8 protein-coding genes are annotated in these 14,552 nt (G+C 59.0%); all 8 read right to left on the bottom strand.

The window, feature by feature from the left end; all coding sequences use genetic code 11:
• Nucleotides 1-326: 326 nt before the first annotated feature.
• On the bottom strand, nt 327-4,646 hold the full coding sequence (rpoC, locus tag HK22_RS06415; protein ID WP_086648725.1) for a DNA-directed RNA polymerase subunit beta': 4,320 nt from the start codon (nt 4,644-4,646) through the stop codon (nt 327-329).
• 80 nt (nt 4,647-4,726) lie between these two features.
• Nucleotides 4,727-8,899, bottom strand: a complete 4,173-nt coding sequence (gene rpoB, locus HK22_RS06410; RefSeq protein ID WP_086648724.1) for a DNA-directed RNA polymerase subunit beta — start codon at nt 8,897-8,899, stop codon at nt 4,727-4,729.
• A gap of 239 nt (nt 8,900-9,138) precedes the next feature.
• Complete coding sequence (rplL, locus tag HK22_RS06405) at nt 9,139-9,510, bottom strand: 50S ribosomal protein L7/L12 (RefSeq protein WP_062029282.1); 372 nt, start codon at nt 9,508-9,510, stop codon at nt 9,139-9,141.
• A 67-nt stretch (nt 9,511-9,577) separates the two neighbouring features.
• Complete coding sequence (gene rplJ / locus HK22_RS06400) at nt 9,578-10,102, bottom strand: 50S ribosomal protein L10 (protein WP_062029280.1); 525 nt, start codon at nt 10,100-10,102, stop codon at nt 9,578-9,580.
• Between the two features lie 305 nt (nt 10,103-10,407).
• A complete protein-coding gene (gene rplA, locus HK22_RS06395) occupies nt 10,408-11,100 on the bottom strand; it encodes a 50S ribosomal protein L1 (protein ID WP_062110027.1) in 693 nt (230 codons plus the stop codon).
• 4 nt (nt 11,101-11,104) lie between these two features.
• Entirely contained in the window at nt 11,105-11,539 is a 435-nt protein-coding gene (gene rplK, locus HK22_RS06390) for a 50S ribosomal protein L11 (protein WP_008852418.1), read from the bottom strand.
• A gap of 99 nt (nt 11,540-11,638) precedes the next feature.
• Entirely contained in the window at nt 11,639-13,294 is a 1,656-nt protein-coding gene (locus HK22_RS06385; protein WP_233142453.1) for an efflux transporter outer membrane subunit, read from the bottom strand.
• Nucleotides 13,294-14,505: an efflux RND transporter periplasmic adaptor subunit gene (locus HK22_RS06380; RefSeq protein ID WP_233142464.1), complete on the bottom strand. Its 1,212-nt coding sequence runs from the start codon at nt 14,503-14,505 to the stop codon at nt 13,294-13,296. The genes HK22_RS06385 and HK22_RS06380 overlap by 1 nt, the downstream gene beginning before the upstream one ends.
• Nucleotides 14,506-14,552 lie beyond the last annotated feature (47 nt).

Genomic DNA, 14,552 nt, shown 5'->3' with positions numbered 1-14,552 from the left:
GTGACATTTGTTCCAACCGACATGCGGTAGGACCGCCTGCCATTTCCACATCGTGAAAAGGAAACAGCCTGAACTGTTCCCTCCTCTCTCCAGCGTGCGGCCTTGGCATTTTCTCCAGATAAGGAGAATAGCGGCACCGCATGCGATTCTTTAAACTTCGTCGGCTTTTTCAGCCTTCCGAGAAGGCATGTGCCGAGGGCGCGGAACCTACGAAGGGTTCGACGTCAAGTCAAGTGGTTCAGCTGAAATGGCCCGATTCTTCGCTGAAAGTTTCCAGAATCGGGACAGGAAGATCCCCGCCTTTTTCAAAAGCGGGGATCCTCTTTTCACTCCGCTGCGTCTTCGACAGCTGCCTGCGACGTTCCACCAACACGCTGACGGTCCTGAGTGGCGGCAATGCCCCGCAGACGGTTCATCACGCTGCCCGTTCCTGCCGGGATCAGACGCCCGACAATCACGTTCTCCTTGAGACCGTTGAGGGTATCCACCTTGCCCGACGTGGCCGCATCCGTGAGGACACGTGTGGTCTCCTGGAAGGAGGCCGCCGAGATGAAGGACTGCGTCTGCAGGGATGCCTTGGTGATGCCCTGCAGAACCGGCATGGCCCGGGCAGGCGTATCACCGTTCTGGATCAGACGCTGGTTCTCGCCCTCGTACTCGATACGGTCCACCGTTTCACCGATCAGATAGGTCGAGTCACCCGGTTCGAGGATTTCCACCTTCTGCAGCATCTGACGAACAATGACTTCGATATGCTTGTCATTGATCTTCACGCCCTGCAGTCGATAGACGTCCTGGATCTCATTAACGAGATAGTCAGACAGAGCCTCGACACCCATGACCTTGAGAATGTCATGCGGCACGCGCGGACCGTCGACCAGCGGATCGCCCTTTTGGACAAAGTCCCCTTCCTGAACGGAAACGTGCTTGCCCTTCGGGATAAGATACTGCGTCTCTTCACCCGTATCGTCGTTCTTGACGATAACGCAGCGCTTGGACTTGTAGTCCTTACCGAATTCAATACGTCCCTCGCCTTCGGCGATGATCGCATGATCCTTCGGACGACGCGCTTCGAACAGTTCGGCCACACGCGGCAGACCACCCGTGATGTCACGCGTCTTGGATCCTTCGCGCGGAATACGGGCCAGCACGTCACCGGCATTGACCTCTGCCCCGTTCTCAACCGACAGAATACTGTCAGGCGAGAGGAAGTAACGAGCATCATTGCCATTGGCGAGCTTGACGACGTTCCCGGAAGCATCCTTGAGCTGCAGACGCGGGCGCAGATCAACGCCCTTGGCGGCCTGCTTGTAGTCAACGACGACCTTCGAGCTCAGACCCGTGACTTCATCCATACGCTCGACGAGCGTGATGCTGTCGATCAGGTCGAGATACTCGACGGTCCCCGCCTGCTCGGTGATGATCGGCAGGGTGTACGGGTCCCACTCGGCCATCTTCTGGGTCCGCGTCACCGCCTCCCCTTCCGAGACCATCAGACGCGCACCGTAAGGCACACGATAGCGGGCACGTTCCACACCGTTCTCGTCGGTCAGCAGGATTTCGCAGTTACGCGACATCACAACCAGAACCTTCTGCGAGTTCTCGACGACGTTCCGGTTCTTGATCGTCACGATACCATCGCGGGACGCTTCGACCATCGACTGCTCGGCGCCACGCGTTGCCGCGCCACCAATATGGAAGGTACGCATCGTCAGCTGGGTGCCCGGCTCACCGATGGACTGTGCCGCAATAACGCCGACAGCCTCACCGATATTGACCGGCGTACCACGGGCCAGATCGCGACCATAGCAGTGGCCACAGATTCCAACGCGGCTGTCACAGGTCAGAACGGAGCGGATATCGACGCTCTCCACGCCCGCCTTCTCGATAAGCTCAGCTTCAGCTTCCTCGATCAGCGTGTTGCGCGGCAGGATGATGTCCTGGGTGACCGGATGCAGCACGTCCTTGGACAGGGTACGGCCCAGAATACGCTCGGACAGGGAAGACACGACTTCACCGCTGTCCATGACGGCGCGAACCGTCAGACCGCGTTCCGTACCGCAATCCGGCTCGACGATGATGCAGTCCTGCGCCACGTCGACCAGACGACGGGTCAGGTAACCCGAGTTTGCCGTCTTCAGCGCCGTATCCGCAAGCCCCTTACGGGCACCGTGGCTGGACGTGAAGTAATCGAGAACCGAGAGGCCTTCCTTGAAGTTCGCGATGATCGGCTGCTCGATGATCTCGCCCGAAGGCTTCACCATCAGGCCGCGCATACCGGCGAGCTGCTTCATCTGTGCCGGCGACCCACGGGCACCGGAGTGGCTCATCATCCAGACCGAATTCGTCGGCTTGCCGATGACCTGCTTGGAGATCTCCTTGAGCATCGCGGCCTGGACTTCGTCCGTGCAGCGTGACCAGGCATCGACCACCTTGTTGTAGCGCTCGCCAGCCGTGATCAGACCGTCCTGATACTGCTGCTCGAATTCCTTGACCTCTTCCGACGTCTTGCCAACCAGCGTTGCCTTGGCGTCCGGAATGATCATGTCATCCTTACCGAAGGAGATACCGGCGCGGGCAGCGTGACGGAAACCAAGCCCCATCAGGCGATCGCAGAAAATCACCGCTTCCTTCTGACCACAGTGACGATAGACCGTGTCGATCACGTCGGACACGTTCTTCTTCGTCAGCTGCTTGTTGATCAGGCTGAACGGGATCGCCTGATGCTTCGGCAGGATCTGCGCGATCAGGGCGCGACCCGGCGTCGTGACAATCGTCTGACGGACGGACTTGCCGTCAGCGTCAATCGTCGCCAGACGCAGACGGATCTTGTCATGCAGCTTGAGCGAGCCCGAAAGCATGGCGCTTTCGATCTCGGCCACATCCGAATAGGCCGGCGGAGCAGCCGTGACGATTTTGCCATCCTTGATGACAGCCTCGTCCGACGTTTCGCGGTATTCCGGAACTTCAAGGCTCAGGTAATACAGGCCCAGAACGATATCCTGGGACGGAACGATGATCGGCTTGCCGTTCGCGGGGCTGAGGATGTTGTTCGTGGACATCATCAGAACGCGCGCTTCAAGCTGGGCTTCCAGCGATAGCGGCACGTGAACGGCCATCTGATCGCCATCGAAGTCGGCATTGAACGCAGTGCAGACCAGCGGGTGAAGCTGGATAGCCTTGCCTTCGATCAGCGTCGGCTCGAACGCCTGGATACCCAGACGATGAAGCGTCGGAGCACGGTTCAGCATGACCGGATGCTCGCGGATCACCTCTTCGAGGATATCCCAGACTTCCGGACGCTCTTTCTCCACCATGCGCTTTGCAGCCTTGATGGTGGTGGCGTGACCATACTTCTCGAGCTTCGAGTAGATGAACGGCTTGAAGAGTTCGAGCGCCATCTTCTTGGGAAGACCGCACTGATGCAGCTTCAGCTCCGGACCGACTACGATGACCGAACGACCGGAATAATCGACGCGCTTTCCGAGCAGGTTCTGACGGAAACGCCCCTGCTTGCCCTTCAGCATGTCGGACAGCGACTTAAGCGGGCGCTTGTTCGCACCCGTGATGGCGCGGCCACGACGTCCGTTATCGAACAGGGCGTCCACAGCTTCCTGCAGCATGCGCTTTTCGTTACGGACAATAATGTCCGGCGCACGCAGTTCGATCAGCCGCTTCAGACGGTTGTTACGGTTGATGACGCGACGGTACAGGTCGTTCAGATCGGAGGTTGCGAAGCGGCCACCATCGAGCGGCACCAGCGGACGCAGTTCCGGCGGAATGACCGGAACGATGTCCATGATCATCCAGTCCGGGCGCGAACCGCTTTCCACGAAGGCTTCAACGAGCTTCAGACGCTTGACGAGCTTCTTGCGGGCAGCTTCCGAGGTCGCCTTGCGCAGCTTCTTGCGCATCATGGTCTTCTCGGAATCGCCTTCCATGACTTCAGCGTCATAGTCGAACGGATCCGGCAGGCCCTTTTCCTTTGCCGCAAGGCTCAGGTCGCGTTCCTGGTCGTTCGGAATACCCCAGTCATAGCTGGAGAGCGCGCGCTTGATGGCTTCCGCACCGATTCCGACGTCGATACCGGCGTCGGGATATTCATCCAGAAGGTCTTCGCAGCGGATTTCGTCCAGCAGATACTGATCGCGCTTCTTGCCGTTCTTGTAGGAGTCGATCTGATCGGATTCACAGACGCCCTTGTCGAGAATCAGGAATTTCTCGAAATACAGAACCGGTTCAACGTCCTTGAGCGGCAGATCCAGCATGGTCGCGATACGGCTCGGCAGCGACTTCAGGAACCAGATATGCGCGACAGGCGATGCCAGCTCGATATGGCCCATACGCTCGCGGCGCACCTTGGCCAGCGTGACTTCAACGCCGCATTTTTCGCAGACAATACCGCGGAACTTCATCCGCTTGTACTTGCCGCACAGGCATTCGTAATCCTTGATCGGGCCAAAGATACGCGCACAGAACAGGCCGTCACGCTCAGGCTTGAACGTACGATAGTTGATGGTCTCCGGCTTCTTGATTTCGCCGTAAGACCATGACCGCACCTGCTCGCTGGATGCGAGCTGGATCTTGATCTGGTCGAAGGTCACCGACTGGCCGGTCTGACCCAGGATCTTCATGAGTTCGTTCATGCGCCGAAACCCCAATGTGTTCCGCGGCGTACCGCGGACACCTTAAAAATGAACCGTAGCGAGAAGGAGGGAGCGGGCAATTAAAGCCCGCTCTGCTCGAGTTCGACATTCAGGCCGAGTGACTTCAGTTCCTTGATCAGAACGTTGAAGCTCTCCGGAATGCCGGCTTCGAAATCGTCCTGTTCGCGAACGATTGCCTCATAGACCTTGGTACGGCCGGACACGTCATCCGACTTCACCGTCAGCATTTCCTGCAGCGTGTAGGCTGCACCATATGCTTCAAGGGCCCACACTTCCATTTCACCAAAGCGCTGACCACCGAACTGCGCCTTACCACCCAGCGGCTGCTGCGTGACAAGCGAGTAAGGACCGATCGAACGGGCATGGATCTTGTCATCGACAAGGTGATGCAGCTTCAGCATGTAGATGTAACCAACCGTCGTCTGGCGCTCAAAGAGCTCACCTGTACGACCATCGATCAGCTGCGACTGACCCGACTTGTTCACGCCTGCCTTCTCGAGCATCTCTTCGATGTCGGGAATGGAAGCGCCATCGAACACCGGCGTTGCAATCGGCAGACCCTTGCGAAGGTTGTTCGCAAGCTCGATCAGCTGCTCATTCGGCAGCGTCGCGATGTCGTCATTGAAGACCACGTCTCCGTAGACGTCATGCAGACGATCCAGCAGTTCCTGCTTGCGCTCACCCGTCCGCTGATACTCGTCCACCATCTCGCCAATGCTGGCGCCGATATTGGCACAGGCCCAGCCCAGATGGGTCTCGAGAATCTGACCGATGTTCATGCGCGACGGCACACCCAGCGGGTTCAGCACGATGTCGACGGCCTGACCGTTCTCAAGGAACGGCATGTCCTCGACGGGAACAACGCGGGAGACGACACCCTTGTTACCGTGACGACCAGCCATCTTGTCACCCGGCTGAAGCTTGCGCTTCACGGCAACGAAAACCTTGACCATCTTCATCACACCAGGCGGAAGTTCGTCACCGCGCTGGAGCTTCTCGACCTTGCTGTCGAAACGCGCATCAATCCGGCGCGTCGCTTCCTTGAACTCACCGCGCAGCTTTTCAAGCTCCGCCATGACGTCGTCGGACGTGACCGTAATGCTGGCCCAGGTCGCGCGATGATGCTCGTCCAGAACCTCTTCCGTGATCGGCGTGCCCGAACGGAGACCCTTGAACCCGGCACCGGCCGTCTGGCCCACCAGACGTTCACGGAGACGGTTATAGAAGCTGCGCTCCTGAATGCCGCGCTCGTCATCACGATCCTTCGTGAGACGCTCGATCTCGGCGCGCTCGATCGCCATGGCGCGCTCGTCCTTGTCCACGCCACGGCGGGAGAAGACGCGAACGTCGACAATCGTGCCAGTCGTGCCGGGTGGCAGCTTCAGGGACGTATCACGGACGTCGGAAGCCTTTTCACCGAAGATGGCGCGCAGAAGCTTTTCTTCCGGCGTCATCGGGCTTTCACCCTTCGGCGTCACCTTACCAACGAGAATGTCACCCGGGTTCACTTCCGCACCAACATACACAATGCCGGCTTCGTCGAGGTTGCGCAGGGCTTCCTCGCCGACATTTGGAATGTCACGCGTGATTTCTTCCTGACCCAGCTTCGTATCGCGGGCCATGACTTCGAACTCTTCGATATGGATCGAAGTGAAGACGTCGTCACGGGCAATACGCTCGGAGATCAGAATGGAATCTTCGAAGTTGTAACCGTTCCAGGGCATGAACGCGACGAGCACGTTACGACCCAGAGCCAGTTCACCAAGCTCGGTGGACGGACCGTCAGCGATGATGTCGCCTGCATGAACCGTGTCACCAACCTTCACCAGCGGACGCTGGTTGATGCAGGTGGACTGGTTGGAACGCATGTACTTGCGCAGACGATAGATATCCACGCCCTGCGTGGCGCCAGCCTCGTCCGTGGCACGCACCACGATACGGGCACCGTCGATCTGGTCGATCACACCACGGCGCTTGGCCACGATGGTGGCACCGGAGTCATGCGCGACAGCGGCTTCCATGCCGGTACCGACCAGCGGGGCATCAGCCTTCACCAGCGGGACAGCCTGACGCTGCATGTTCGCGCCCATCAGTGCGCGGTTGGCGTCATCGTTCTCAAGGAACGGAATGAGCGCGGCAGCGACAGACACAAGCTGCTTCGGCGAAACGTCACAGGCCGTGACCTGCTCCGGCGGGACAACGCGGAAGTCACCCGAACGACGAACGGAAACAAGTTCATCCGTCAGACGACCATGATCGTCCTGCTTGGCATCAGCCTGGGCAACAACGAGCTTTTCTTCTTCCATGGCGGAAAGATATTTCCAGCCATCCTGAAGAACGCCTTCTTCCACCAGACGATAAGGCGTCTCGATAAAGCCGTACTTGTTCACCTTGGCATAGGTCGACAGCGAGTTGATCAGACCGATGTTCGGGCCTTCCGGCGTCTCGATCGGGCAGATACGGCCGTAATGCGTCGGGTGAACGTCACGAACTTCGAAGCCTGCGCGCTCACGGGTCAGACCGCCCGGACCAAGCGCCGAAAGACGACGCTTGTGCGTCACTTCGGAAAGTGGATTCGTCTGATCCATGAACTGGCTGAGCTGCGAGGAACCAAAGAATTCGCGCACAGCAGCCGCGGCAGGCTTCGCATTGATCAGGTCATGCGGCATGACCGTATCGATGTCGACGGAACCCATACGCTCGCGGATGGCACGTTCCATGCGGAGCAGACCAACGCGATACTGGTTTTCCATCAGTTCGCCGACGGAGCGAACACGACGGTTACCGAGGTTGTCGATATCGTCGATCTGGCCGCGGCCATCCTTCAGTTCACACATGATCTTGATCGTGCGCAGGATGTCTTCCTTACGCAGAACGCGCAGGGTATCGGGTGCGTCCACATCAAGACGCATGTTCATCTTTACACGTCCGACCGCAGAAAGATCATAGCGACCCTGGTCGAAGAACAGACCATGGAACATGGCTTCCGCCGTTTCCTTGGTCGGCGGTTCACCCGGACGCATGATGCGATAGATGTCGATCAGGGCCTCATCACGGCTGCTGTTCTTGTCAGCAGCCAGCGTGTTGCGGATCCAGGGACCGTGCGAGCCGTCAACGGACAGAAGCGGAAGCTCCGTGATGCCCATCTCCTCAAGCGTCGTCAGACGGTCTTCCGTCAGCTCTTCGCCAGCCTCACCGTAAATCTCACCTGTATTCTCATTCACGAGATCATAGGCAAGGAAGCGTCCGAGGATATCGAGACGACCAACCTGCACGACGCGGGTTTTTTCCGCAATCTTACGGACCATACGCGCAGTCAGCTTGGCGTCGGCTTCGGCAACCACCTCACCTGTGTCAGCATCAACCAGCGGGCTGAGCAGCTTCAGGCCACGGAATGCATCGGGATCGAAAGGACGGGCCCATTCACCGCCCAGACGGGTGAAGGGAACAGTCTGGTAGAAGTAGGACAGGATTTCATCCTGATCCATTCCACGGATATCGAGGCCGTCTACGTCACCGCCGTCAGCAATCTTCCGCTCACGCTGCGCGAGATAGTTTGCACCTTCAAGCGCATAAAGAAGAGTTGTGACCGGCAACTTGCGCTTGCGGTCGATACGGACATAGATCAGGTCCTTGGCATCAAACTCGAAGTCGAGCCAGGAACCACGATACGGAATGACGCGGGCGGCAAAGAGGTACTTGCCCGAAGAATGCGTCTTGCCTTTGTCGTGATCGAAGAACACGCCCGGGCTACGATGCATCTGGGAGACAATGACGCGCTCTGTGCCATTGATGATAAAGGTGCCGTTATCAGTCATGAGCGGCATGTCGCCCATGTAAACCGGCTGTTCCTTCATGTCGTGAATCGAACGTGAACCGGTGTCCTCGTCGATATCCCACGTCGTCAGACGAAGAATAACCTTCAGCGGCGCCGCATAGGTCAGACCGCGCTGAATGCATTCCTCGACATCATATTTCGGATCTTCGAATTCGTAGGACATGAAGTCCAGACGACCGCGACCCGCAAAATCGTTGATCGGAAACACCGAACGGAAGACTTCCTGAAGACCGGCGTCCTGCCGGCTGTCAGGACTTACGTTCATCTGCAGGAATGCCTCATAAGAGGCGCGCTGCACGTCGATCAAATTGGGCATCGGCGCAATTTCGGGAATACGCCCGAAACTTTTGCGGATCCTTTTGCGTCCCGTGAACGATTTGGTGATCGCGTTCATCTCTTCTGCCCTCTGCACCAGACCTTCGAGTCGCCCGCAAACCGTGCCGAGAACAGGTCTCTGCATTGCGGACGACCGGAACGACCGGCCGTTATGAAATTTTCAGTACGTGGCGAGCCGCGCACTATACGCCCGTTCTGCTCCAACGGCAAATCGGGCGGGAACCGCATGCGATCCCCGCCCCATCTGTCTGCCAGGCAGTGGCTGCGACGCGAACGACGCAGCCCGAAATCAGTAGATTACTTGACTTCGACCTTGGCACCGGCGTCTTCAAGAGCCTTCTTGATCTTGGCAGCTTCGTCCTTGGACGCGCCTTCCTTGACGGTCTTCGGTGCGCCTTCGACCAGGTCCTTGGCTTCCTTCAGACCGAGGCCCGTGATGCCACGGACTTCCTTGATCACGTTGATCTTCTTGTCGCCGGCGTCAGCCAGGACAACCGTGAATTCGGTCTGCTCTTCAGCGGGAGCAGCAGCAGCACCAGCAGCAGCAGCAACTGCAACCGGAGCAGCAGCGGAAACGCCCCACTTCTCTTCAAGCATCTTGGAAAGTTCTGCAGCTTCCAGAACGGTCAGAGCGGACAGCTCTTCAACAATCTTTGCCAGATCGGCCATGGTCTTATCCTAAATTGATGTACTGTTGATCAGGTTCAGGCCTACGCCGCAGCGCGGGCCTTCATTCTCAGGCGGCTTCTGCTTCGCCGGCCTTGGCATAGGCACCAAAGACGCGAGCAAGCTGGCCAGCCGGCGCCTGGACAACGCCTGCGATACGCGTTGCGGGGGTATTGATCATACCCACCAGCTTCGCACGCAGCTCGTCCAGCGACGGCAGCTCGGCGAGGGCCTTGACTCCGTCGACGCCAAGCGTCTGGGAACCCAGGGCGCCACCAAGCACCACCAGTTTGTCATTCGTCTTGGCGAACTCGACGATCACCTTTGCTACTGATGCCGGGTCTTCAGACCACGCAAGCGCGGTCGGTCCCTTGAGCAGCGGCGCGATGCCGTCGAATTGGGTCCCATCCAGAGCACGGCTGGCCAGCCGGTTCTTCGCAACCTTGTATGTCGCCCCTGCCGCACGAATGCGTCGACGCAGTTCCGTCACATCAGCAACCGTCAGACCCTTGTTCTGGGTGACGACAACCATGGACGTGCTGCCAAACACATCGGCGAGGAACTCAACAAAGGCCCGTTTTTCCGTACGGTCCAAAACCTGTCTCCTCGTCAGTCCAGCTTTCGCCAGACCAGGTTACCCATGGAGCCGCCTCTTTCGAAGCAGCTCCGCTCGCCTGTCCACAGAAGTGAGCGAACCCAGCACATCGCAGCAGCGCCACTGAATACTGTCGCCCCGTCTGACGCCCGCGATCCCGAAAGATCCTTAAGGCCCCGAAGGTCCACGTGCGGTCTTGGACAGGTTTGGAAGCGACCTGCAAGCAGGCCACCCCTCAGCCATCACACCCGAAGGCGTGACGCCATTTCGTGGTGGTCTTTCCCAGAAGGAAGACCACCTGTCAATCAGGCTTCGAAGCTCGAAACGTCAACGCGAACGCCCGGACCCATCGTGGAAGACAGGGCTGCCTTCTTCAGATACGTACCCTTGGCACCCGTCGGACGAGCCTTCTGCACGGCATCGACCAGAGCGTTAATGTTCTCGACCAGCTTGGCTTCATCAAAGGAAGCCTTGCCAACGCCCGCATGGATGATACCGGCCTTTTCGGCACGATACTCGACCTGACCGGACTTGGCTGCCGTGATGGCACCCTTGACATCCATGGTTACCGTACCGAGACGCGGGTTCGGCATCAGACCGCGCGGGCCGAGGATCTTACCCAGACGACCCACGAGAGCCATCATGTCCGGCGTCGCGATGCAGCGATCAAAGTTGATTTCGCCAGCCTGGATCTTTTCAGCCAGATCTTCTGCACCGACGACTTCCGCACCAGCAGCCAAGGCTTCTTCAGCCTTCGGACCGCGGGCGAACACGCCAACGCGCAGGGTCTTGCCCGTGCCGTTCGGCAGGGAGATCAGACCACGGACCATCTGGTCAGCGTGACGCGGGTCGATGCCGAGGTTCAGCGAGATTTCGATCGTCTCGTCGAACTTTGCCTTGGCGTTGCTCTTCACGAGAGCGACAGCCTCGGTCAGGCCGTACGGCTTGTTACGCTCGACAGTTGCCTGTGCGGCGTTCAGACGCTTGTTCTTGGCCATAGGATCAGCCCTCCACCACGTTCAGGCCCATCGACTTGGCGGAACCGGCGAGCATGCGCACGGCGCCATCAATGTCGTTGGCGTTCATGTCCTTGAACTTCGTCTCAGCGATCTCGCGAAGCTGAGCCGTCGTCACGGAACCAACCGCAGCTGACTTGCCAACCGTCTGGCTGCCCTTGGAAATCTTGGCAGCCTTCAGCAGGAAGTACGTGTTCGGCGGCGTCTTCGTGATGAAGGAGAACGTGCGATCCGCATAGGCGGTGATGACCACCGGGATCGGCATGCCGGGCTCGAGCTGCTGGGTCTTGGCGTTGAACTCCTTGCAGAACTGCATGATGTTCAGGCCGCGCTGACCCAGAGCCGGACCAACCGGCGGAGAAGGATTGGCTTTACCAGCCGGGATCTGAAGCTTGATGTAGCCAACAACTTTTTTGGCCATATCCGGGACTCCCCTGTTTGTCGTTCCCGAACCGCGGTTCAACGGAGTCGGCCATGCCTCCTCCTCCCGCGTTCGAAGTGAGGCGGACCCCTAGACCAGTTAGGGGCGCCCCGTCAAGCCTTGCGAAACATTGACCGGGGGCTGATCGCCCCGCAGATCGTTGTCCAGCGGGGACGCATGACTGTCGATGCCGCTGACCGGCTTCGGAGTCCGCAGATCCTTGTACTGAAGCGGGCCGAAAGGATCGATCTGCTTGACGCCCGGCAGGTTGCTGGCACTCCAGCCCCCGCCCAGAGCACGCACCAGACGCACGGAGGACTGCACCTGTGCCGTCTGCACCTCGACCTCCGCCAGACGCGCCTGCAGCGCATCCTGCTGCGCCACGAGCGCATCAAGATAGTTCGACAAGCCACCCGTATAGAGCGCCATGGTCATGTTCTGTGTCCGCAGCGCGGCCTCAACAGCTTTCTGCTGCTGATCCTGGGCAATCTTGAACTGCCGCGTCTGGGTCAGACCATCCTCGACATCCTGAAACGCGGACAGGACGACAGAACGGTAATTGTCCACCATTCCGCGGTACTGCGACCACGAGCGCTGCAACGCTGCGCGTCTCAGGCCACCCGTAAAGGCCGGTTCGACCGCCTGCACGGCAATTTTCCAGAAGGCGCGGGAAATACTGGCCAGATCGAAGCCACCATCCTCGAATCCGCCTTCCGCGCTGAAGGTGATGTGTGGATAGAAGGCCGCACGAGATACACCGATCGCGCGTGCGGAAGCCGCCATCTGGCGTTCGGCAATCGCGATGTCAGGGCGACGCTCCAGCAGGGATGCAGGCAATCCGGCGTTGATCTTCACCACGCCGAAATGCATCTTCACGTCCTTGACAGGCGCGATGTGAAAGCCTGCCGGGGCCGTGTTCAGCAAGACTGCGATGGCATGTTCCATGACATTGCGTCGGGCAATCAGATTGCTTTTTGCAGCCTGCGCCGAATAGAGCTGGGTCTCGGCACGCGAGACGTCCAGCCCCGCACCGATCGATCCGGCCTGACGCAGTTCGGTAATCTCTACAGCCGCGCGGAAGTAGCGGATGGAATCATCATAAACCGCGTTCTGGGCATCCAGACCGCGCAGGGCGACGTAATCCGATGCCAGCTCCGCTTCCAGACTAAGCCTTGCCAGCGCATATTGTCCGGCAGAAGCCTGAGCGAGGTTTTTCTGCATCCGCGTCGTATTGCGAATGGAATTCCAGAAATCCGGCTCCCACGTGGCAGCGCCGCTATAGGCCTGGTTGGATTCATAAACCAGGCTGCTGCTGGTTGCGGGATTGTTGTACAGCCGCCCCACGGAGCCCTTGTTGTAGCTCATGTGAGAGCCGCCCGTGAGCTGCGGGTACAGACGGCTTTCCGTCTCGCGCGCCACGTCCCGGGCCTGCGTAAAGGCTTCCGCCTGGGCCTGCAGATCTGGATTGACGGCGAGCATGCGCTGTTCGAGCCCATTGAGAATGGGATCGTTGAACATGGTCCACCAGTCACTCCGGACGGCACCATCCGCAGGCTGCGCGTTGACCATCAGCCCCTTCCCTTCCCATCCTTCAGGGTAAAGGAATTTCTGCGGATGATACTCCGGGGCCAGATCGCAGGAGGCAAGCCCGATGGACAGAACGCCGCCCAGAGCCGTCGTAAGACGCCAGATGGAACGCTTGCGGGTTGATGCGCTCTTCCGGGAGGGAGATGACTGGGAACTTTCCGGTTTCATCAGCGTGATCCGGCCTCTTCGGGGTTTGCGTCATGCTGGCGGACAGGCTGCTGATCCGCATCCTGCAGCGCCTTGCCTGGCGTGTTGTATCCCGGTGTGGTCGGGACGATCCTGACTTCGTCCCCTTCCAGCAGATCAGCCGTAGGGTTGGCAACCACGCGGTCGTCTTTTGTAATACCGCTGAGCACCTGAACTGTCGTCCCGAAATTGATCCCAACGGTGACGTTCACCAGATGCGCGTGGTTGTTGATGACCTTCGCGACCTGCGTCCCTTCGGCCCGGTAAATGATCGCACCTTCCGGCAGGATCAGAATATTCGGGTTTCCGGGGGCCGAGATATGCGCTGTCGCATAGGAATTCGGCCACAACAGATTATCGTCATTATCCAGGGTCAGTTCTGTCGTCACCGTACGGGTTGCGGCGTTGAAGGCATTGGCCGTCGCAAGAAAGGTCGCCCGGAAATGACTTCCCGGATACTGGGGAACCGTCAGTTCGGCTTCGATCTTCGGCGAAATCACACTCGCAAAATCCTGCGGCACCGAAACAAACACGCGCATCCTGTGGACGTCGGCCACCGAAAACAGCTCCGATGCCGCACCGCGGGAATTCACATTGCCACCGCCCGCATTCACGTAATCACCCACGTTCACCAGACGGGACGTCACGATTCCATCAAAGGGTGCGACGATCTTCTTGAAATCTTCAAGCGCCTGGAAGCGGTCCACGTCATGGCGTGCGGCTTCCAGTTCGGCTTTCTGCGCGGCGGCATTTGCGGCCTGCACGTCCACTTCCTGACGTGATACGGCCTGCGTTCCCTTCAGCGCCGTCCAGCGCTGTGTGGTGATGACGGCCAGATTATAACGCGCCAGAATGACGTTGTAATGCGCCTTGGCAGCCTCGAACTGGGCGTCGATGCTCGGCGTGCTGATTTCCGCCAGAACATCCCCACGCTTCACATGTGCGCCATAGTCCTTGTACCACATTTTCACATAGCCCGAGACCTGCGCGTAGATCGGCGCCTCGTACCATGCGGCAAGATTGGCAGGCAGATCGACCTGTCGTGTCTTCGGTCCCGGCTGCGGTGTAATCAGCGTAACGGGCGGAATGGCCGCCTCTTCGGTCGCGCCACTCAGGGAGTGATAATGCGTGCCCCGCTGCACGATTCCCCATGCCGCGAGTGCAATAGCCAGCAGGATCACCACCAGCAGAATGAGCTTGCCGCGCGCGCCTGAGCCCGTACGGGCCTGATGGTTTGTCG

Origin of the sequence: Gluconobacter sp. DsW_056 (assembly GCF_002153595.1) — a bacterium.
In the GTDB taxonomy this organism is placed as follows: Bacteria; Pseudomonadota; Alphaproteobacteria; order Acetobacterales; family Acetobacteraceae; genus Gluconobacter; species Gluconobacter albidus.
Note: the sequence above shows the minus strand (reverse complement) of the source record. Positions and strands in the feature narration are given on the sequence as shown.